Below are 19,945 nucleotides of genomic sequence, written 5' to 3' on the forward strand. Positions count from 1 at the left end.
CACAAATGTACAGGGCTTTTTTTTAGCTTCAAAACAGCCTTATCTTGTCAAAAAAACAACGGTGAGAGCTCTGATTTTTAAATTATTTATTATCCACCTGAACCATTTGCCACGTAAAATTAAGCGAAGACACATGATAGCGCTTCAGACATTGTGCATACGTGAAACAAAAGGCTTAAAGAACAGCTTGGCAACAAGCTTATCCGAGATATCTTTTGTTTCTCACTAAATCATGGTACATTGAAAAGTAGATGTTGAAAAAGCAAGGAGAGGACCTTATGAATTATAAAGTGATTCATCTAGGTGAAGGATACAATGATGTATACGAATTACTAGAAGTCGCCCGTACGAACAGACAACGGCTCCGCCACTTCCTCACCTTAACAGCCACAACCCCTGAGGAAAGCAATCCTTATTACTCTTTGGCAATGATTTTAGCGCCAGCATCAGGCGCCCGTTTTCAACCTGTTTACATCTGTCGTGAAGGTATTCGTTCTCTGTCTTCCAAGCGATTTGCCGACTTTAAGCGCTTGGCTGAAGACCTCGGGCTTCCGACGATTGAGCTTGAAGTGAAAAAAAGTGATGCATTTTATGATTTAGCCCAATACGATGCCTACCTGCTCGGGGCTTTAAAAGTGAACCGAATGCTTGAAACAGATCAGCTTGCCTGGTCATAAACAGACGAAAAGGCTCTTTTTATCCTCTATGCAAGACACATAGGGTAAAAAAGAGCCTTTTCGCATTAAACTGACGTCGCTTGTATATCAAGCATAGGTTCCTTTTGATGCTGATCAAGCTCTGCTTTTGTCAACTTTGTAAAGTCAGAACGAACATCAGCTCGGTAGGAAGGCTCGATACTTTTGACAAATTGCAAGCGTGCTAACTTTTCCATCAGATTTTCTGCTTCGTCTTTGTTACAGTAAATAATTGCGTACCTCAATTTTTTCGAAACGTACATGACGTGTCCGAATTTTTTTAGAAGCCTAATCTGCTTTAATGTGTGCATCCAAACTATGATACCTTGGCGTTCACTTAAATGCATACCGTCCCTCATCGGTTACGACGTTTTGCAGCCGCAGCTGCCTCCGCTTCCACAACCGCCACTACATGAGCTGGCATTGTCAAAAAACGGGTTCCCAGTAGGTATTTTAATTTGTTCCGAAACAGCGCCACCGATGGCCTGCGCAATTTCAGTCAATAAAGACTGCAAATTATCCTCACATTGTTTATATCGAGCTATGCTCGGATGTGTATCTAATTCACGCTTCAAGTCCCTCATTTGCTTCATCACTGTTTTATAGTCTGGATGATAGTGACCGAAACGCTGAACTTCTTCATAACGCTCCTTTAAATCCTGAAATGACCGAATGAGCTTTTGGGCTTCAGGATCGTTGTCCATTTGAGTCTTCGCCTCCCGATAAGCGATGGCGCACTCGGATTGAATGAGGATATTGGTAAAACTGTCCACACGGTCAAGAACGCTGACAGCTTCCATAGTAGCTAACATCTTTCCACCTCCGCGAAACTTCATAATTTAGGCGTGGGGAACCAACACAGTAAAAGACTCTTTCTCATTATAAGGGGTTATGTCTGTTGGAACAAGCGTCAGCTCTATATCATGACGTCCCGGCGCTACATTCGTCAAAATAAAAGCGCCACTTTCAAACGTATCGACGAGGTCCCCGTCTACACTGACCATCACTTTGCCCGGGGATGTCCGCTTATGCTCCGCATGCGTGCTTCGGTAAGCATGATTTTTAAGATATGTTTCAATATAGATGTGATTCCCTTCAATAAACCACGTCGCCGTAAATGAAGCTTGTACATTTGACATAGGGATAAGTGTAAAGAGCAAAAGACTCGTGACCGCAACAAATACGTCAAAACATCGTCTCACCTTTTCAAAGCACCTCCTCGTCCTATTATCATATGTACATTTTGGATCAACCATGCGGTAGACATAAAAAAATGGCCTCTGCCAGACATATGTTGGCTATGACCCACGGTCTTGATCCTCTTGCATGAGCATAAAGAGCATCGAGGCCATTCCGAGACGCTCATGGATTTGCTGAAGCTTATGCGGCCACGTCCGTTCAAAAAACTCATCCGCTGCTTTTTTAAACGCCGGCCACTGATCAGGCGTGCGACGTAACGTGATATACCATTCTGGATGCGTATGCAAATAAAAAGACAAGTCTGGATGCTGCTGAAGCCACGTAGATAGCTCAGGGCGCATTCGTTAATCTCGTCCATGCGTGCGCTCAAACGCACGATTGTTTTGCTGCCTAGGAAGAGCCTGACTTTGACTTCCTTGAAATTGTTTTAATACTTGTTGAATGTTCTCAATCGCCGTACTGACTGACGAAATTTTTTTCTGAATATCTTCAGCATCCATGTTCTTCAAAAAATCCATTGCCTGCTTCATCACATCCTGCTGCTCTTTTTTCGTCGCTTTCGTATATTGCGCCCATTGTTCATCATCTTCGCCTAATAAATACCAGTCTTCGAATATATGCTGCCACGTTCTTTTGTTTCGTTTGACTTCTTCTCCTAAACCGGGGTGAGCTTTTACAAATGTTTTGAAAGCATGAAGCGTTTCTTCTTTTGAAGGCAAAGCAATCCCCTCTTTCTCCTAGGTTCTTGCTTTATCTTATCCGCCTATGCCTTGAAATGTGCATAAGATCGCTCATCTTTTTTCATTTGTTTTTTTACAACAAAAAAGACTGCCCACCCGTGCGACGAGTGAGACAGTCTTTCTTTGCGTAAATGCTTAATGTTTAATAGAGACCGGCTGCTTCTTCTGGAAAGATTCATATGCGGCCAGACCAACCTGCATCGCCTTTAAGCCATCAAGGCCAGTAATGCTTGGAGGACGGTTCATTTGAACGCTTTCAATAAAATCCTGGACGAGCCCGTTATCGTGGTCGTCACCCCAAAATTGTTCTTGTACTGCTTTCCCCTCATCACTAAAAAGCAACATATTTTGCTTGAAAGCATCGAGGCGGGTCACGCCTTTTGAGCCGATCACATCCATCGTGACGTCTCCCCAAGTCGGGAACTGTTTGTTCCGTGACCAGCTCGGGTCGAGCGTTGCAATCGTTCCATTTTGAAATGAGAACGTTAACAAGCCACAATCGTCTGCTGTCGTCGTGCCAAAGGACGAACCAACCTCTGCATACACTTCAGCAACCTCACTTTGTAAAAACCAACGCATTAAGTCAACGACGTGCACCGTATGGTCTAATACCGCGCCGCCACCTGAAAGCGCAGGATCGATAAACCATCCACCAGGGTTTGTTCCCCGATTCGTTCCGTGGATCGCTCGAATATCACCAAGCCCTCCACTGTCAATTAACCCCTTTAACTGTTGGACAGGCGGGTTAAACCGAACAGGAAACGCGGTTTGTAAAATGACACCTGCTTTCTCACATGCTTCAATCATTTCTTCAGCGTCTTGAACACTTGTTGCGATCGGCTTTTCACACAAGCTATGTACACCTTTGGCAGCCGCAGCGAGCACAGCTTCCTTATGATAAACGTTTTCTGTACAAATGACGACCGCTTCAACATCATCAAGTAGTGCCTCCATTGATGGCTGATACGTCGTCCCATACGTGTTTGCGACCTGCTCACCTCGGTCGGCATCTTTATCATGAATTCCGACCAATGTGACAGCTGGATGATTTTTTAACGCTTGAGCATACGCATGGGCATGCAAGTGAGCAAAACTAATCATACCGACTCTAATCATGCTGTACCTCCTCCCAATGTCACCACTTGATTGGTTTCAATGGATTCCCTAGCAGCTAGTCCAACCTTTAACGCGATTAAAGCATCTTGCGGCGTCACGATAGGCTCTGTACCGTGCTGCAGGCAGTCCATAAAATGACGAAGCTCGATTTCGTACGGATTCTTTTCTGTAGGACTAGCAGGGACTTGCACATTCGTTTGGGAAGCGTTTTCTTCAGACGCCTTAAATGACTGTTCGAGCGGCATCGCGTCTGTACTTTTATGGCGGACAATGCCTTTTGTACCAGCTAATTCAAACTCAGTCATAAACCCTTCAGCGTACGCCCATGACCCTTCGATGTGCCCAATCACTCCATTGGCAAACCGTAAAGAAATAACTCCGTGAACATATGCTGATCCTTCATCATTTTTAAAGCCTTTCGCATAGACACGAGCTACGTCGCCAAACAACCAGCAAACGTAATCAATGTCATGTATACATAAATCCAAAAACACGGAGCCGCTTCTCGCATCATCCGCATACCAATTTTCATGAGCTCGTGGAAATGTTCCTGCTCGTTTAAGTCGAGCCGTTCCTGGCGTGCCAATTTTTCCATTCTCTACAAGCTGTTTTGCCTGACTAAATTCAGGGAAAAAGCGCACAACTTGGCCAATAAATAGCTGAACACCTGCTTTTTCACACGTTGCAATCATTTCTTCTGCTTCTTGTACAGTGCGAGCGATTGGCTTTTCACAAATGACGTGCTTTTTGGCCTCCGCTGCTTTTTTCACATATTCTGCATGGCGATCAGTAGGAACACATACGTCGATCACATCGGGTGCTTCTTTTTCTAGCATTTCCTCAAACGATGCGTATAAAGGCACTTGAAAAACAGAGGCCGTTTCTCTTTGCTTCTCGTCAGTATCAACGATGCCTGCAAGGGTAACGCCTTCCATTTTCGTGTATGCATCAGCATGCACTTTTCCCATTGTTCCAGCGCCTACAATTGCTACTTTCAACATGACTCCTCCTTTCATACTATCCAGTAATTCAATTCGACAATTCTTGCACTTATCCTCCTATCACCGTCTATTAATCGAAAATTTTTTTCAGCGGTTACCAAAACGACCAATCTTGCAAAAAATTTTGCGTATAATATTTCTCCGTAACACCGACACCAAGCTTATCGAATTCATCGTTTAGAAGGGTCTTGCGATGACTAGGGCTGTTTAACCAACCCTCTACAGCTGCCATACCATCAACATATTGAGTGGCAATATTTTCGCCTGCGAGCTGATACGTGACCTCCCCTGCAGCCATTCTTTGTCCTAAATCTCCAGCATCCGGTGAGACATGCGAAAAATAATTGTTCTTAAACATGTCATGGCTATGCTGTTTGGCTACTTGAGCAACATCTTCATCCCATTCGAGGAGAGAGAGATTAAAGCGCTTCCTTATTTCATTGGTCATTTCAAAGATAAGTTGCTCATTCGCTCGATCGATTTGTTCATCTGTCTCTGGCGATTTTTCCACTTCTTGAGGGAGCTTTCCACGATACGTTAAGTGATACGGCTTTTGCCTTAATAATACATCTTGATTTAAGACGCGTATACTAGAAACGGAGTCTTTAACAGTATCAAAGTAAAGTTGGACATAGTTTTCATTCACTTGAATTAGAGGCTTGGCTCGTTGCTCATCCTCAGTTAAACGAAAAGTATATTGACTCCCATCACTTTTAAGCTCAACGTGCTCTTGGAATGACCCTGCCTCGTTTGCCTCTTTCCACGTTTGATTTAAATAATAAGGAGAGGTATTTGCCGATTGACCTGTCAGAAATAGAGTAACAACTTCTTCCTTTTCTATGCCAATCATTAACAGAGCTTCATGGCGTGGATAAACCCACCACTCGTAGCCATAAGCACTTGCACCTTTGCTTTTTGGTTCCCCAAGCTGTCCAATGACCTTTTTTGTCGGCTGACCTAAAAAAGAAAATACACCCTCATACTTCATAGCTTTTTCGTTTGGTGTTCGTTGAGATAACTCAGGTGCCCACTCAGCTTTTTGCCTAGGCCGATCTTGAACTTGTCCATAAATGATAACGAGAACGAGCATGATCAAGGCAATCCATAAAATACGGTTCATTACATTCTCCCCCCAAAAAGAGACCTCGCGAAAAAAAGCTATGGTCCGTTGCATCTTTTCGTTAAACATACTATGATAAGATTGGTAAGAATATGGCTTTAGTGTGCGAGGAGTGAAACCGGAAATGAAATTAACAGATTTTTCACTAGAGGGAAAGCGCGTTCCTCTACCAATTCTTGACGGAATCATGGATGATATCGGCTTTATCCGTGCCGGTCAATGGGACTATGAACGAGTGACATATGATTACAAATTTGAGGAAATGATGACCGGCAATGTGTATTATCTCAGATTGCAAGGCTTTGCGACTGAAGGTGACGTAGATAAAGGGAACGCAATCATTGAAATACTTACACCGTATCTCGGCAGACATTATTATCCTCATGGCGTCGAGTATGAGGGAGAAGATTTTGCTGATGGCATCGTAAAGCATTCAAAAGAAAAATTGCAACTCGTCACCGATCGAGTCAATGAAGCAACCGCATAAACAGGAAGCTTGAAAACTCACGTAAAAGTCGAGCAGACGACGAGTTTGTGAACGGTTGTCAAAAAACGATAAGATGGCTCTTCATAGCTATCTTATCGTTTTTGATGTCTAGTACAGTTTAATACCCATCAATGAGATAACTTGGTGCAAGTGTGAGGATACTTTCAAGTCGTGTTAAGGTTGCAGGAGAAGCTTGTAGCCATTCTGATTCACCCAGCGCAACTGGTGAGACGCCGGAAAGAAAAATGGCCGAGAGTGATTGAATGTCACAAACGATGTCAGCCTCATCATCCGTCATATCAACATCGCCGCCAGGCTGCAATGTATATGTGGCTTCATTCCATGGCGCCCAATGATCTTTAACCGCAATGGTCAATGGCTTTTCAACCTGTTGAAAAGGATACATACGTAAAAAAGGGAGCACATCGACAATTCTTCCCATAAAATAAGGCTCTAAAGTTTGCTTGAACGCCTGTTGGCGATATAATAATGAACTTTGGTCAACTTCGGGCATGACGACTGTGAGCTGATCAGCCATTGAATCGTGCTGTTTAAACACGTTCCACAGCGTCTTTTTCGCTTCCTCAGTTAAAAATATAAAGTCTCGGACGTGTAATTGGCGATCCATCATAGAAAACAGCATGTACCCCTGACATTGCCCACTCTCATCAATCGCTAAATAGCCGTGTTTCGCTGCCTCAGACTCTAGAATCTCAGACCACCAATCATCTGTCCGAAAAAGCATATTTTGAAACTTTTTTGCAAACTGTTCATAAACCGGAGCTAAACGATGCTGATTTTGTTTGGACATGCGTTCAAGTCGAAGGCTTGTCTCAAATGGGCGAAATTGAAGATCCTCATTCGTGAACGTATATCGCTTACGTGTCATCAAAGTCTCATAACCTAATCTACGATAAAACGCAAATGAGAACGGGGCTAAAAAAGAAACCAACTGCCCGTGATCTCTCATCGCTTCGAACGCCTTTGCAAAAAGCTTGGCAACGTGACGCTGCCGTCGATACTCTGGCCAAGTTGCTACGTTACTCACCCCGCCCATCTTGACTAAGGTATCTTTCATATAGACATGCATCGGCCTTATTCTAAGCTTTGAAGCAAGTTGTCCGTCTGAGAAGTAGCCAAAAAACTCCTCCGGAGGCGTCTCCATCCTTTTGTTATACTCTTCCGTAGAAAGCACTCTTTGAAATGCGTATTGTGATAATTCGATTGCTGCTTTCACATCTTCTTTCGTCAGTTGATGAATGCCTTGCTTCATTTAACCAGCTCCCATTGTTTAAATTCGTGTTCGATTCCTTGTTCTACGAGCCCGACTCTTTGTAGTAAACGCTCAGAGGCAATATTCCCTAATGCCGTCTCAGCCACGATTTTCTTCAGGTCCGACCCTCTTGCCCACTCACAGACAGCGTTCACTGCTTCAAAACCGTAGCCTTGCAAACGATGTGTTGACTCGATTTGATAGGAAAGCTCCAGCTCACGTTTTTGTCTTCGTGGCTTTAATATGACCTCACCGATGATCTCTACATCCTCTAAAGAAATAATGACCCAAAAAAACGGTGTATCGTCACCAGCTTCCTTCGCTTCTAAATAAAACGGTAAAAACATTTTGACCCGATCAGAAGGCCAAGCATCGGGAATTTTCACAGGAGACCGTGCGCGCAATTCATCCATATATAGAGCAATGCTTTTTGCAAAATGCACAGAGCACGGCAACAGCACAAGGAGTTCTGTGTGCAGTCGTTGATCCATCATTTTCTTCCCCCCATCCCCGATCAATGAGCTAGTGACAAAAACAACCCTCATGAATAGTGTATAAGAAATGAAGGAGAAATGTCACTTTTCAAATAAGAAAGCCTAAAACGAAATCAACACATATATTTACTTCTTTACAGAAAAAAAAGCTTTAGGATATTATCCCTAAAGCCCAAAAGTCAGCAAGTTGAGTGTATAGCTATCCCATGGAAAAACATATAGAACCAAGTACACAAATACACCAGTAAGCGCAGAAAGAAGCCAGATGAAGCTTGCCCACGGGCCGAGGCGACGATGCTTTTCGTACCGTTCTCGGTAACCGAGCTGTAACGTGACAAGCCCAAGCATCCCACCAATACTCGCCAGTAAAATATGGAAGATTAAAAAGGCAATGTAAAACCCTTGCAGTGTTTCTGGGCCTGGAAATGGTGTATTCCCATAGTTCACTAATTTATAAATGTAAATAACGAAGAATGCAGTTGCAAATATTGCCGCTGTATTCATGAACTGAATATGAGCATCGTATTTTTTCAGCTTCACTAAAATCCAGCCAATGATGACACACAAGGCGCTAATGACAATGCTCACTGTGGCTAATGTAGGGAAAAACATAGGATTATCAAGCATTGATCTACCTCATCCCTATTCGGATGGCTGCGGTTCTTTGCTAACGGAGAAGTCCTTAGGAAGCGGATCGATTTTTTCGCTCTCTTTTCCAAACCAACTAAAGAAAACGCGGAATAGAACAATACCATATACAATTTCTTGCATGATTTTCATTAATACGCCGCCAAGCTGTTGATCTTGTGTAATCGGAAGCATTTGGAACATATCTGGCGTACCAATGTTCGTGTTCTGTAAAATTTCGACGGGCACACACAACGCAAGTGCCTGAGTCCACGCCTGAGGGTCTGTATACGTGCTATACAAAGGATTTGTTGCAAAAATAAGCAACGCACACGCAGGCGTTAAGAGTACACTTCCTAAAAAGATATAACCAATTTTTTGTAATGCACTTAGCGTTGCCCATTCTTTTAAGCGATCTAACATATTCCACCACATAAAAAGAGAAAGCGTAAAAATCGATATCGTCATAGAACCATGAAGCAACCAATGGCTTTTAACAGTATCAAAAACGATTGGCAAATGATACATCGAAAAAACAAAGTTAAACAGGATAATCGCAACCAATGGGAAAGTCATCACTTTAAAGATCCGATGAAAAAGCTTTATACGAAGGAATGAACGCCAAAGCCAAACAGGAATTCCTTTAATAATCAGCGGAGGGATGACTAAGTAAAGTAAAGCCATTTGTACCATATGGGCTGAAAAAGTTAAGTGGGCTAATAAATCAACCGGGCTCCCTTTAACAACATATAAAAGACCCAATCCCGCTAATAAAAAGGCTTGTTCCTTTTGTGTAGGCGCTTTTGCATCTTTAAAGTTATCACGCATTGGTCCAGTCAGTAAGTAATACACAACCATTAATAAAATCGTAAATAAAAAAAGTAAGGACTCCATAAAGCTCTAAAACCAAATATGCCTATGGACATGGCGAAACACCCTCTCTTTTCATGGAACTATACATCTCAGAGCTTGTCGAGTAAACAATACACAACACAGGCCGGTGCAAGTGGCGCCGACCTGTGTCATATCCATTTTTGTTTAAGACCAGGTCACAAGTGCCATCATTGCAAGAATCGTTAGTGCGGCGACAAAAACACCGGAATACAAAAAGAATGATGCAATTTGGTGACCTTTATTTTTCATGTGCATAAAGTAATACAGTTGATAAGCGACTTGAACAATCGCTAACAGCAAGATGAATGGAACAACAAAGCTTCTGCTGAATTCTTCATAGGCGACAGCAATAAATGAAACAATTGTTAAGATAATCATTAAGATAAAACTAACAAGCTGATGCTTCATTTCTTCTTTATGCTGTCTTCTTCTAAATGATTTTAGCGTTTCATTTTCGTGCTGATTTGTAGTTGTTGTTGATGCCATGACTTAATCACCCCAGCTTTCCGATGAGATAGACAACCGTAAAGATAAACACCCAAACAACGTCGATAAAGTGCCAATACAAGCTGGCTACATAGTATTTTGGTGCGTTGTAAAGATTCAGGCCACGTTTCATATTACGGATAATCAAAGCCGAAATCCAACAAACCCCAAACAAAACGTGGGCACCATGCAAACCGATTAAACCGTAAAAGCTCGTAGCAAATCCACTATGGGTAAATCCTAGGCCTTCGTGGAGATAATGACTGAACTCATAAATCTCAATTCCGATAAATGCAGCTCCTAGGAGGACAGTAATTGTAAGCCATAACTGCATTTTTTTAAAGTCATTGTTTTTCATATGATACATCGCGTATACACTCGTCAATGAGCTAGTTAATAAGATCATCGTCATAAGAAACACGAGTGGGAGCTGGAAAAGCTCTTTTTCCATCGAGCTATCCCGCAATGCTAAAAATGTACCAAACATTGAAGCGAATAATACAGTCTCTCCACCTAGAAACAACCAAAGACCAATGAATTTATTTTTTCCTTCAAGTGTTGTTTTTTCTGGATCAGCAGGAAAGTTTTTATCTGTCAAACGATCATTGACATCCATTAGACGTTCGCCTCCTCATCCGGTTTCTCTAGGTCTTCCTTGTGAATATGGTATCCGTGATCATCCTTGAGAGAACGGACAAGCATTGAACCAAACGTCACGACAAGCCCTAAAATTGCAACGATAATCGCAGGCATACCGTACGTTAAGATCGTCATAATTCCAGCGGCAAGAATAAACAAGCCGAGTGAGATCATAAATGGAATAAACGAGTTGTTTGGCATATGGATATCACCAAATGGCTCTGCAGGCGTCATTCCTTTACGCCCTTCCATCTTCTCAATAAACAATGGGTCCAATCCGCGCACTAAAGGTGTTTGAACAAAGTTATATTCAGGCGGCGGAGATGAAACAGCCCATTCCAATGTACGACCATCCCAAGGATCCGCACCTACTTTTACATTTTTAACTTGTGTAATAATTACATTAATCACGAGCACAATAGCGCCAAAGGTCATAAATGCTGCCCCAATGGACGAAACGAGGTTTCCAAGCTCCAGCCCTTGACCTGGCAAGAACGTAAAGTTCCGACGAGGCATGCCCCACAATCCGAGGAAATGCTGGATAAAAAACGTTAAGTGAAAACCAATTAAAAAGGTCCAAAACGTAATTTTCCCTAATGTTTCGTTTAGCATTGTGCCAAACATTTTTGGCCACCAATAATGCAGCCCAGCAAAAATACCGAACACAACACCACCAACGATGACATAGTGGAAGTGAGCAACAACAAAATAAGTGTCATGGTATACGTAGTCAGCAGGTGCTGATGCAAGCATAACCCCTGTCATTCCACCGATGGTAAACGTCGGGATAAAACCAAGTGCATACAGCATCGGCGTCGTAAACTTGAGTTGCCCGCCCCATGCTGTGAAAAGCCAGTTAAAGATCTTAATTCCTGTAGGAACCGCAATCGCCATTGTTGCAACGGCAAAAATAGCGTTCGCTACAGCACCGAGTCCAACTGTAAACATGTGGTGAGCCCAAACCATAAAGCCTAAAAAGCCGATTAATACTGTAGCAAAGACCATCGCTGAGTAGCCAAAGAGTCTTTTACGTGAGAAGGTCGAAAACACTTCAGAAAAGACACCAAATGCAGGCAAGATTAAGATATATACTTCAGGATGCCCAAAAATCCAGAATAAATGCTCCCAAATGATCGGGTTTCCGCCATTGACTGCATCAAATACTGAACCGCCAAAAGAACGGTCAAACATCATAAGTAATAAACCAGCTGTCAATGCAGGAAACGCAAACAGAATAAGGGCAGATGTAATGAACGTCGTCCATGTAAATAGTGGCATACGCATATAAGTCATTCCAGGCGCACGCATATTAATAATGGTTACGAGAAAGTTAATCCCGGCAATCAACGTCCCTAATCCGGAAATCTGTAAACCTAATACATAAAAGTCAACACCAAATCCTGGCGAGAAAGTCGATAACGGTGCATATGCCGTCCAACCAGCGTCAGGCACATGGCCGACGAGCCAACCAATATTTAGAAAAAGCCCGCCAAAGACAAACAACCAAAGTCCAAGTGAATTTAAAAACGGAAACGCAACGTCTCGTGCCCCGATTTGTAACGGGACAACTGCGTTCATTAGTGCGAAGAGCAACGGCATCGCAGCGAGAAAGATCATCGTCGTGCCGTGCATCGTCATCACTTCGTTAAATAGTTGGGCATCCATAAAACCATTATTCGGAAAAAGTAATTGAATTCGAATTAGAATAGCTTCGATTCCGCCCAAAACAAAGAAAAATCCTCCTGCCACTAAATATAAAATGGCAATTTTTTATGGTCTACCGTGGTTAAATAATCCCACACGGTAGCACCAAAGCCCCTTTTTTGTGCAACAGTACTCACCTTTATACCTCCCCTGAAGCCGTATTATTCATCCTGCACTTTTAATTCCAGCAGGTATTCCGCCAGTGCGTCTAGGTCTTCATCAGAAATCTGCTCTGCTGGAAATGCTGGCATATTGTTTCCAGGTTTAAATTCCTGAGGATCACGGATCCACTGTTTTAATGTTTCTTTATCGTGGTCGAGGAAACCAGCAATTTTCGTACGGTCTCCAAAGCTCGTTAAGTTTGGACCGACACCACCTGGAGCTCCAGCTTCAACAGCGTGACAGCTTGCACAGCTTTGTGCAAATATTTCTTCGCCAGCAGCAGCCACTTCAGAATCAGTCTCGCCCGGGCCTTGACGCATATCGTCTAGCCATGCATCAAACTCTTCCGGAGATACTGCAATGACCCGAAAGTCCATGAGTGCGTGTGATGGTCCACAGAACTCGGCACATTTCCCCCAATACACGCCTTCTTCATCTGCTTCAAGGAAAATCGTGTTAATGTTTTCATCCCCAGGGTTCGTATCCATTTTACCTTGGATTGCCGGGACCCAGAACGAGTGAATGACGTCAGCAGAGGATAAGTTCACAAATACTTTTTCGCCTGTAGGTATGTACAAATCTTGCGACGTTGTGACTTCCTCACCTTCGTACTCAAAGTTCCACCAGAACGTGTGGGCGGTTACATTAACAACATGGTTCTCACTGCCTTCAGCGTCCCGCTCTGATGTGTCTGCAAGTTGAAACGTATACGCGACTGTTGGAACAGCCAAAACAAGCAGTAGCAGGATTGGAATAACTGTCCAGATAATCTCTAGGTTTCGGTTTCCTTCAACCTGTTCTGGAATAATATCCTTATCCCCTTTTTTCTTTCTGAAACGAACAATGACATACGTATAAATAGCAATAACGACTAAAAAGACAGCAATCATGATAACAATGCTGAGCACCATTAAGTCGAAAAGCATGTTCGCTCCTTCACCTTTTGGCTGCAATGAAGACAGATTCTCAGTTCCACAGCCGGCAAGTACTAAAGCCAATAAACTAAGTACAGAATACTTGAGCGGCAACTGCCACTTGTTTCTTACGCTTTTCATGCGTCTCGTTCCCCCCACTTTCCTCATTGTTGTTATTCATCATACGTACTGCTCTTAAGGGAGCAGCACGTCTGGTAGTGTAACTAAGACCATCAGCACAAACAGTATGGTCAAGTAATTTAATGAATAGACAAATACGCTTGTTGCCCACTTCATTTGATCTTTCCACTTCAAACCGTAAATCGCTAAAAACAACCAACCAATATTCAGCAATGTCGCTGTCACCATAAACATAGTTCCTAGTGACGCTAAATAAAACGGCAACGGTAACAAACAGACCATATAAATCAATATTTGTCTTTTTGTCATATCAAAACCGTATACGACCGGAAGCATAGGAATACCTGCTCGCCGGTAATCCTCTGTTTTTTAATAGCAAGTGCAAGAAAATGCGGTGTTTGCCATAAAAACATAATCAAAAACAGTACCCAAGCAGCTGGATGCATTAAAGATGGGTCAATTGCAGCCCAACCAATTAAGGGTGCCACAGCTCCTGGAAAACTGCCTACAACAGTGTTTAACGTGTATCTTCGCTTTGACCATAAAGTGTATAGCACAACATAGAAAAACCAACCAATGATTCCGATAATGCCGGCGGTTGTGCTTGCTACGAATAAGAAAAGTGTTCCGAGCAATGAAAACAGCACACCAATAAACAGCACAAAGCGAATACTGAATCGGCCTGTGACGGTTGGTCGACTCTTCGTGCGGTTCATAACAATGTCAATATCCCTGTCGAAATAATTATTGAGTGTACAAGCACCAGCCATTAAAAAAGCTGAGCCAAGCACTGCAAATATGGCTGGAAACCAATAATCAATGATTTTCCCGTCTGTATAAAAGAGCGCCAACCAAACTCCGGCAAACGCCGTAATTAAATTTGAGTTAATGATGCCAATTTTGATTAGGGCAAAAAATTGTGGCAGAAATCCTTGCTTTATCACCTTGACCTCCGCATCGTCTACAGCGGATTCCGCCTGATCAACAGCCCTGTATGACTCGTTGACATTCATAGTATCCTCCCTCTCCAAAAAATGCCTACTAAGACGCGTCCGTCTCTTTTCCAATTGTACCACGTTTTCATTCAAAAAACAGAAAACGCTATCTATGAGATCCATAAAGACGAGCGCCGTTCCCATTAAATCATACTCGGGCATCTTATGGGGGTGAAGTTTCGACTAATATTATGAACGTTTTGTGACCTTTTTTCACATTTCCGAATTTCGTCAAGGATTTGAGTGTGAGCAAAACCCCTCATCTATTTCTAGCAAACTGCTGGATAGTTTTCAAGCAGTTTTTACAATCCTTCAAAGAATTTTCGGTTTTGTTGCCCTTTTTTTGGATTTTCTAAGGTTTCCTTTTGAACTTTTTAGGTGGGGGCTATATGATGAAATAGGATTCATGAATTTTAAAGAGGGTGATGAATTGCAACGGCTCATGAGATGGCTAGGAGTCTTCTCAATTTTTTGTATGTTACTCGTTCTTTTAGGCGGTGCTCTTGTAACAAAGACAGATTCTGGTGCAGGGTGCGGTACCACCTGGCCATTGTGTCACGGCGAATTTTTACCACAGGATTTGTCAAAAGACACTTTAATCGAATGGAGTCACCGTGGCATTAGTGCATACACGGGCATTATCATTGGTATTTTCTCCATTTGGACTGCGGTTCATTTTCGCAAAAAAGAAGTGTACTGGTTGTCTGCCTTATCTTTATTCTTTTTAATTTTACAAGCATTAATTGGCGCCGGTGCGGTCGTTTGGGGTCAATCTGATGTTATTCTTGCGCTTCATTTTGGCATTTCTTTAATTTCGTTTGCATCAGTCGTTTTACTGACCATTAATGTCTTTGAACGGACGTCCAGTAAAAATCCTTCGCACACGCGATCTACATTTATTCCAATAAACTTGCGGAAAGAATTTGTCTGGATGATCGTTTACCTTTATATTGTTGTATATTCAGGAGCTTATGTTAGACACATGGGAGCAAGTCTCGTTTGTCCAGGCCTGCCATTTTGTGCAGAGGATTCTGGAGCCGTTCCACAAAATGTTTTTCAATGGGTGCATATGGGACACCGGACGTTGGCTAGTCTCATTTTTGTTTGGCTGCTCATTTTGCTCATTCGTGTATGGAGAAATAAAACACTCGATCCATTCGTTCAGCGTCTCATCACCTTGTGCTTCATTTTTGTGACGCTACAAGCATTGACGGGAATGCTCGTCGTTATCACGATGATGTCCCTCGTCATCTCACTGCTGCACGCTTTATTCGTAAGCTGTTTGTTTGCCGTTTTAAGCTATTTAATTCTTTTATCCATTCGCAATTACCAAAGCGAGACGAGCACAAAATAAGCGACTGCCTGATCAGTCCCTCAATATAAAAACACATACTGAGAAACAGATGGTTTTTCAGTATGTGTTTTTTTCATCTGTCGCTTTTTAGTGAGTTCATTCAGATGAATGCTGACGCTTTCTTTAGGTTGTGGCACTTTATGAACCTTGCCAGAGATCGCCCAATTGTTCTTAGAGTCCTTGATGAGGTAATGGACGTTATAGATAAGGCGAGTGTAACTCAGCGCGACATTCGAGATTTAATCGACCTTGGACATATCGCATTAGAAGGAAATAAAGTCGTTTGGTTGGGCGACGACTACGATGTTAAAGCGAAATACTCCGGTATTATGCAACGTGCTAAGGCAGGCACTTTGTTTTACCACCGCGGAGTTGAGCGATTTTTGAGTTTTTTTAATGAAAAGATACAAGGGCTCCAAAAAGTCAGGTGTTATTGACCTTTTGAACAGCCCTTATTTACGAAAAACGATGCGCACTTGAAATGGATACTTTATTTGAAGCACTATGATCTGCTAGAGGGTCCGCCTCATTTTCTTTAAGGCGGCGATAGCGAACGAACATCGAGATGTTACATAAAATGCCAGCAGATGCCATAAGAAGCACAAGTGATGATCCTCCGTAGCTAATAAATGGTAATGTAACGCCTGTGACAGGAAGCAAGCCTGACATCGCACCGATATTGACGAACGTTTGTATGCCAATCATCCCGGAAATGCCGACCGCTAATAAGCTACCAAATGTATCCTCACAACGAATCGCCGCTTGCAATCCTTTGATGACGATAACCGCTAAACTAATAATGACAAAACCAACGCCAAAAATACCTAGCTCCTCAGCAATAATGGCCAAAATAAAATCTGTATGCGGCTCGGGAAGAAAACCTTTTTGAATGCTCTGACCGAGCCCTACACCCGTTAACCCACCTGTGCCCATTGCTAGATAGGACTGAATGAGCTGAAATCCGGAGTCTCCAGGCGAATCAAAGGGCTGGTAAGCAGCCGCGAACCGATTGGCTTGATTGGATGTCGTTAAAAAGATGAGCATTAACGTCACCGCTACGCTTCCTAAACCAATTAAACCAAGCAAATGTTTCCAACGTAAACCAGCACAAAAAATGACTGTCGCTGAAATCATGATCACAATCATGCCGGTACCTAAATCAGGCTGCAAGTAAATCAACCCAAAGATTAATATGATAAATACTAGTGGGGGAACGACAGCCGTTGAAAATTGACTGATGTACCGTTGCTTTTTAGAAAAAACGCCAGCAAGATATAAAATGATCGCAAGCTTGGCAAACTCTGCTGGTTGGATGGTAAATCCGCCGATTGAAATCCAAGATTGCGCCCCCCCACTGACCGTACCAATGATAAGCACAGCTAAGAGCGCTCCAACGCAAGCAAGCACAAGCCATTTATACATTGACAAATAGATGCGATATGGCAATAACGCAGTGACGATAAACACAACAACACCTATAGCGAGCCACATCAACTGCTTTTTAAAAAAATAAGCAGGTTCTACCGCAAATTCATTGGACACCGCGACGACCATACTGGCACTAAATACCATTAATGCACCAAATAATCCTAATAATATGGGCAAAGAGATGAGCACGTAGTCATAGTTTTTAAGCATCTTTTTTAACATAACGCATAGGCCACCTCAGCTGCTATTTTCTCATTTTTATACTATTCGTTCCTTAATAGGATAATCCTGTCCAACAAATATGTTTTCCTTATGTAAAAAGAAAAACTCAAACCACCGCTATATGCGACAGCTTGAGTTATTTAGCGTCCATGGTGGCTTCATGCAGAGCAGAAAGCTCCTTTTCAAGTGATTCTAAAATCTCACGTCCAGCTTCCTCATCAACCAATCCGAGTCGTACAGCAAAATGAATCTCTCTGGACAAGCCGAACATTTGTGTATCTAAAACCTCTTCGTATAACGGACATTGTGGCATAGTCAGATTTTCCATTTGCACCTTTATCAGCTGTAAGATTTTATCTGCATCTTGCTGTAAAAGTGCGTATGCCTCGCTACGATGGTCAACAGCTATTTCTGATGCCATGTTCCAATCCCTCCGTTCAGCGCGGTCTACCTGTCTTTTTATCATATCGTCTAGCAAAGCAAATTGCAAGCTTAAAAACGGACAAGAACACGCTCTCTGCATTCCTTAAAATATATGCAGCTCATAATTGGAAGATAACATTTCCAACAAATGAATCCCTGCAATACTATTCCCCTTTTCATCTAACGCCGGTCCAAAAATACCAATGCCACCCCATTCTGGAACAGAAGCCATAATTGCACCAGAAACGCCGCTTTTGGCTGGAATCCCAACTTTGATGGCAAACTCTCCAGATGCATTGTACATGCCACAAGTTACCATAAATGTCTTACAAATACGGGCGATATGAGCAGGGAGGATCGTTCTGCCGCTCTCAGGATCCTGTCCTTCTCGGGCAAAGATTGCACCTATTCGAGCCAAATCATAGCAAGTGACTTCTATTGCGCATTGGTAACAGTACAATTCTAGCAGTTCTTCGATATCGTCTTCAATGACTTTATGCTGCTTTAAAAAATACGCAAGGGAGCGATTTAAATGAGCCGTATGATATTCCGACATGGCTACAGCTTCGTCATATTTCCGTTCTGGCGCACTCGTCATTTCATGAACGAAGCTTAACAAGCGGCCGATCTTCTCTTGCAGCCCCGCTCCTTTAATTAATGATGTTACAACAAGTGCCCCGGCATTGATCATTGGATTTAAAGGACGTGCAGTTTTTGTCGATTCCAGCTTTGCAATGGAATTAAAAGGATCTCCCGTCGGCTCCATGCCCACTTTTGAAAAAACGACTTCTTGGCCATGATCCATTAAAGCCAATGCTAAGGCAAGAACTTTAGAAATGCTTTGCAATGTAAACGTATGCTCTGTGTTTCCAACAGTAAAACACTGGTTTTGACCGTGATAAATACTCATTGCCAGCGTATTTTTATCGACATTTTTTAAAGCAGGAATATAATGAGCGACCTCACCTTCTGTTGTCACCTTTTGTGCCCGTAAGAGAAATGTCTCTAATTCGGCTGATGTTTGGCAATACACGTAGATCCCCCTGTCTTTTTTACCTACGATGCCCATAGCCATGACATTTTAGACAGGAAGCTTTATACTGGACTATGTTGAATCAAGGAGGGTACATATGAATCCACCAATTGTTATGATTACTGGAAATGTTCATTATCCAATTACACTCGATCCAAGCGTCTGGATTTTTGATCCTGGTCGTATTGATCTTGCCAGCTTTTTAGAGCATGGCAGTGACATCATCCCAAAGGAAGACCCGAGAGTAGAGAGTCAAAAGATGAGTCGCCAAGAACGAAAAGATGTCCTGGAAAAATCATTTGGAATACCGATTAAACGCTTTGTGGAACGTGCTGAGCCAAAAGCAAATGCGAAGACTATGCGTATTCATTCAGAAGGTAAGACAGCTGATGTCCCACTCGATGTCGGCATGGATATGGTCGCAGCCTTCTCCCATCTAGGTAAGCCATTAAAGGAAAACGGCCCCTTACACTTGTATTACGCCGATCTCACAAACAAAGAAACACCCTTTACGACCGTTACGGAGATTGAAATTGTGTAAACCACTGCTAGTGACTTTTGCTCGAATTGTCACACTAGGATAAGACGACTTTTGCGCGAGTATTGCGGCTTCTTTAGGCATTACCCTGTCGGTTTAATGCCTTTTGAAGCCAGCAATACTATTTTTTCATAAGAATAGAATTGAGCTCTTGATCATTACAACTGAGCACAATGCCAAAACCGTCTTTTTTTTTGACCATACATACTATCCTTTTACAATATACCGTATACCGTTCAAATACTTTATTACAGGCAAA

At 42.6% G+C, this 19,945-nt stretch carries 23 protein-coding genes and 2 pseudogenes; 5 read left to right on the forward strand and 20 right to left on the reverse strand.

Features of this window, described 5'->3' with window-relative positions:
• The first annotated feature begins 278 nt into the window (after positions 1 to 278).
• The gene (locus G4V62_RS05095; RefSeq protein WP_165199880.1) at positions 279 to 677 is read left to right on the forward strand and encodes a DUF7147 family protein; all 399 of its coding nucleotides are present in this window, start codon (positions 279 to 281) and stop codon (positions 675 to 677) included.
• A 65-nt stretch (positions 678 to 742) separates the two neighbouring features.
• On the opposite strand, the gene G4V62_RS05100 is transcribed toward G4V62_RS05095, so the two are convergent.
• The 8 genes from G4V62_RS05100 to G4V62_RS05135 all read right to left on the reverse strand — a co-directional run bounded on the left by G4V62_RS05100 (position 743) and on the right by G4V62_RS05135 (position 5,872).
• Positions 743 to 1,054: a YlbG family protein gene (locus G4V62_RS05100; protein WP_312855430.1), complete on the reverse strand. Its 312-nt coding sequence runs from the start codon at positions 1,052 to 1,054 to the stop codon at positions 743 to 745.
• A 3-nt stretch (positions 1,055 to 1,057) separates the two neighbouring features.
• A complete protein-coding gene (locus G4V62_RS05105) occupies positions 1,058 to 1,507 on the reverse strand; it encodes a YlbF/YmcA family competence regulator (RefSeq protein ID WP_165199884.1) in 450 nt (149 codons plus the stop codon).
• Positions 1,508 to 1,534: 27 nt separating this feature from the next.
• A complete protein-coding gene (locus G4V62_RS05110) occupies positions 1,535 to 1,897 on the reverse strand; it encodes a hypothetical protein (protein WP_165199886.1) in 363 nt (120 codons plus the stop codon).
• Between the two features lie 96 nt (positions 1,898 to 1,993).
• Positions 1,994 to 2,236: a YlbE-like family protein gene (locus G4V62_RS05115; RefSeq protein WP_165199888.1), complete on the reverse strand. Its 243-nt coding sequence runs from the start codon at positions 2,234 to 2,236 to the stop codon at positions 1,994 to 1,996.
• 3 nt (positions 2,237 to 2,239) lie between these two features.
• Positions 2,240 to 2,614, reverse strand: a complete 375-nt coding sequence (gene ylbD, locus G4V62_RS05120) for a spore coat protein YlbD (protein WP_165199890.1) — start codon at positions 2,612 to 2,614, stop codon at positions 2,240 to 2,242.
• Positions 2,615 to 2,770: 156 nt separating this feature from the next.
• Positions 2,771 to 3,748, reverse strand: coding sequence for a Gfo/Idh/MocA family protein (locus tag G4V62_RS05125; RefSeq protein ID WP_165200060.1), 978 nt, complete (start codon positions 3,746 to 3,748; stop codon positions 2,771 to 2,773).
• Positions 3,748 to 4,749, reverse strand: coding sequence for a Gfo/Idh/MocA family protein (locus G4V62_RS05130; RefSeq protein ID WP_165199892.1), 1,002 nt, complete (start codon positions 4,747 to 4,749; stop codon positions 3,748 to 3,750). Before G4V62_RS05130 ends, G4V62_RS05125 begins: the two co-directional genes overlap by 1 nt.
• A gap of 97 nt (positions 4,750 to 4,846) precedes the next feature.
• The gene (locus tag G4V62_RS05135; RefSeq protein ID WP_165199894.1) at positions 4,847 to 5,872 is read right to left on the reverse strand and encodes a CAP domain-containing protein; all 1,026 of its coding nucleotides are present in this window, start codon (positions 5,870 to 5,872) and stop codon (positions 4,847 to 4,849) included.
• Between the two features lie 124 nt (positions 5,873 to 5,996).
• Here G4V62_RS05135 and G4V62_RS05140 point away from each other — a divergent pair, with 124 nt between their 5' ends.
• A complete protein-coding gene (locus tag G4V62_RS05140; protein WP_165199896.1) occupies positions 5,997 to 6,359 on the forward strand; it encodes a YugN family protein in 363 nt (120 codons plus the stop codon).
• Between the two features lie 118 nt (positions 6,360 to 6,477).
• Here G4V62_RS05140 and G4V62_RS05145 read toward each other — a convergent pair whose 3' ends face one another.
• The 9 genes and pseudogenes from G4V62_RS05145 to cyoE form a co-directional block, all read right to left on the reverse strand.
• Positions 6,478 to 7,632 (reverse strand): GNAT family N-acetyltransferase, encoded by a 1,155-nt coding sequence (locus G4V62_RS05145; protein ID WP_165199898.1) that lies wholly within the window; start codon positions 7,630 to 7,632, stop codon positions 6,478 to 6,480.
• A complete protein-coding gene (locus G4V62_RS05150; protein ID WP_165199900.1) occupies positions 7,629 to 8,126 on the reverse strand; it encodes a GNAT family N-acetyltransferase in 498 nt (165 codons plus the stop codon). Before G4V62_RS05150 ends, G4V62_RS05145 begins: the two co-directional genes overlap by 4 nt.
• 165 nt (positions 8,127 to 8,291) lie before the next feature.
• Positions 8,292 to 8,753, reverse strand: coding sequence for a DUF420 domain-containing protein (locus G4V62_RS05155; protein WP_246218267.1), 462 nt, complete (start codon positions 8,751 to 8,753; stop codon positions 8,292 to 8,294).
• 15 nt (positions 8,754 to 8,768) lie between these two features.
• Entirely contained in the window at positions 8,769 to 9,647 is an 879-nt protein-coding gene (ctaG, locus tag G4V62_RS05160) for a cytochrome c oxidase assembly factor CtaG (protein WP_312855431.1), read from the reverse strand.
• A gap of 144 nt (positions 9,648 to 9,791) precedes the next feature.
• Positions 9,792 to 10,133: a cytochrome c oxidase subunit IVB gene (gene ctaF, locus G4V62_RS05165; protein ID WP_165199902.1), complete on the reverse strand. Its 342-nt coding sequence runs from the start codon at positions 10,131 to 10,133 to the stop codon at positions 9,792 to 9,794.
• A gap of 7 nt (positions 10,134 to 10,140) precedes the next feature.
• A complete protein-coding gene (locus G4V62_RS05170; RefSeq protein ID WP_165199904.1) occupies positions 10,141 to 10,749 on the reverse strand; it encodes a cytochrome (ubi)quinol oxidase subunit III in 609 nt (202 codons plus the stop codon).
• Positions 10,749 to 12,613, reverse strand: a pseudogene (gene ctaD / locus G4V62_RS05175) (cytochrome c oxidase subunit I). Before ctaD ends, G4V62_RS05170 begins: the two are co-directional and overlap by 1 nt.
• A 24-nt stretch (positions 12,614 to 12,637) precedes the next feature.
• Positions 12,638 to 13,693, reverse strand: coding sequence for a cytochrome c oxidase subunit II (gene coxB / locus G4V62_RS05180; protein ID WP_165199906.1), 1,056 nt, complete (start codon positions 13,691 to 13,693; stop codon positions 12,638 to 12,640).
• 54 nt (positions 13,694 to 13,747) lie between these two features.
• Positions 13,748 to 14,637: pseudogene (gene cyoE, locus G4V62_RS05185) on the reverse strand (heme o synthase).
• Positions 14,638 to 15,094: 457 nt separating this feature from the next.
• Between cyoE and G4V62_RS05190 the strand changes: the two are divergent.
• Both G4V62_RS05190 and G4V62_RS05195 read left to right on the forward strand, forming a co-directional pair.
• Positions 15,095 to 16,042: a COX15/CtaA family protein gene (locus tag G4V62_RS05190; protein WP_165199908.1), complete on the forward strand. Its 948-nt coding sequence runs from the start codon at positions 15,095 to 15,097 to the stop codon at positions 16,040 to 16,042.
• A gap of 140 nt (positions 16,043 to 16,182) precedes the next feature.
• Entirely contained in the window at positions 16,183 to 16,479 is a 297-nt protein-coding gene (locus G4V62_RS05195; RefSeq protein WP_212508673.1) for a hypothetical protein, read from the forward strand.
• Positions 16,480 to 16,498: 19 nt separating this feature from the next.
• On the opposite strand, the gene G4V62_RS05200 is transcribed toward G4V62_RS05195, so the two are convergent.
• From G4V62_RS05200 to glsA, 3 genes are all read right to left on the reverse strand, one after another.
• On the reverse strand, positions 16,499 to 17,692 hold the full coding sequence (locus tag G4V62_RS05200) for an FtsW/RodA/SpoVE family cell cycle protein (protein ID WP_165199910.1): 1,194 nt from the start codon (positions 17,690 to 17,692) through the stop codon (positions 16,499 to 16,501).
• A gap of 136 nt (positions 17,693 to 17,828) precedes the next feature.
• Positions 17,829 to 18,113: an Fpa/YlaN family protein gene (locus G4V62_RS05205; protein WP_165199912.1), complete on the reverse strand. Its 285-nt coding sequence runs from the start codon at positions 18,111 to 18,113 to the stop codon at positions 17,829 to 17,831.
• 105 nt (positions 18,114 to 18,218) lie between these two features.
• On the reverse strand, positions 18,219 to 19,148 hold the full coding sequence (glsA, locus tag G4V62_RS05210; RefSeq protein ID WP_312855432.1) for a glutaminase A: 930 nt from the start codon (positions 19,146 to 19,148) through the stop codon (positions 18,219 to 18,221).
• A 97-nt stretch (positions 19,149 to 19,245) separates the two neighbouring features.
• Here glsA and G4V62_RS05215 point away from each other — a divergent pair, with 97 nt between their 5' ends.
• On the forward strand, positions 19,246 to 19,689 hold the full coding sequence (locus G4V62_RS05215) for a molybdopterin-binding protein (protein ID WP_165199916.1): 444 nt from the start codon (positions 19,246 to 19,248) through the stop codon (positions 19,687 to 19,689).
• Positions 19,690 to 19,945 lie beyond the last annotated feature (256 nt).

Source organism: Litoribacterium kuwaitense (assembly GCF_011058155.1).
In the GTDB taxonomy this organism is placed as follows: domain Bacteria; phylum Bacillota; class Bacilli; order Bacillales; family DSM-28697; genus Litoribacterium; species Litoribacterium kuwaitense.

Coding starts and splice junctions, on each gene's coding strand:
- ctaF (WP_165199902.1), bottom strand. CDS start 10,133: ATGGCATCAACAACAACTACAAATCAGCACGAAAATGAAACGCTAAAA.
- G4V62_RS05145 (WP_165199898.1), bottom strand. CDS start 7,632: ATGAAGCAAGGCATTCATCAACTGACGAAAGAAGATGTGAAAGCAGCA.
- G4V62_RS05135 (WP_165199894.1), bottom strand. CDS start 5,872: ATGAACCGTATTTTATGGATTGCCTTGATCATGCTCGTTCTCGTTATC.
- G4V62_RS05115 (WP_165199888.1), bottom strand. CDS start 2,236: ATGCGCCCTGAGCTATCTACGTGGCTTCAGCAGCATCCAGACTTGTCT.
- G4V62_RS05105 (WP_165199884.1), bottom strand. CDS start 1,507: ATGTTAGCTACTATGGAAGCTGTCAGCGTTCTTGACCGTGTGGACAGT.
- coxB (WP_165199906.1), bottom strand. CDS start 13,693: ATGAAAAGCGTAAGAAACAAGTGGCAGTTGCCGCTCAAGTATTCTGTA.
- G4V62_RS05140 (WP_165199896.1), top strand. CDS start 5,997: ATGAAATTAACAGATTTTTCACTAGAGGGAAAGCGCGTTCCTCTACCA.
- G4V62_RS05200 (WP_165199910.1), bottom strand. CDS start 17,692: ATGTTAAAAAAGATGCTTAAAAACTATGACTACGTGCTCATCTCTTTG.
- G4V62_RS05190 (WP_165199908.1), top strand. CDS start 15,095: ATGAATTTTAAAGAGGGTGATGAATTGCAACGGCTCATGAGATGGCTA.
- G4V62_RS05215 (WP_165199916.1), top strand. CDS start 19,246: ATGAATCCACCAATTGTTATGATTACTGGAAATGTTCATTATCCAATT.
- G4V62_RS05150 (WP_165199900.1), bottom strand. CDS start 8,126: ATGATGGATCAACGACTGCACACAGAACTCCTTGTGCTGTTGCCGTGC.
- G4V62_RS05095 (WP_165199880.1), top strand. CDS start 279: ATGAATTATAAAGTGATTCATCTAGGTGAAGGATACAATGATGTATAC.
- G4V62_RS05170 (WP_165199904.1), bottom strand. CDS start 10,749: ATGGATGTCAATGATCGTTTGACAGATAAAAACTTTCCTGCTGATCCA.
- G4V62_RS05100 (WP_312855430.1), bottom strand. CDS start 1,054: ATGAGGGACGGTATGCATTTAAGTGAACGCCAAGGTATCATAGTTTGG.
- ctaG (WP_312855431.1), bottom strand. CDS start 9,647: ATGGAGTCCTTACTTTTTTTATTTACGATTTTATTAATGGTTGTGTAT.
- G4V62_RS05155 (WP_246218267.1), bottom strand. CDS start 8,753: ATGCTTGATAATCCTATGTTTTTCCCTACATTAGCCACAGTGAGCATT.
- G4V62_RS05205 (WP_165199912.1), bottom strand. CDS start 18,113: ATGGCATCAGAAATAGCTGTTGACCATCGTAGCGAGGCATACGCACTT.
- G4V62_RS05195 (WP_212508673.1), top strand. CDS start 16,183: ATGAACCTTGCCAGAGATCGCCCAATTGTTCTTAGAGTCCTTGATGAG.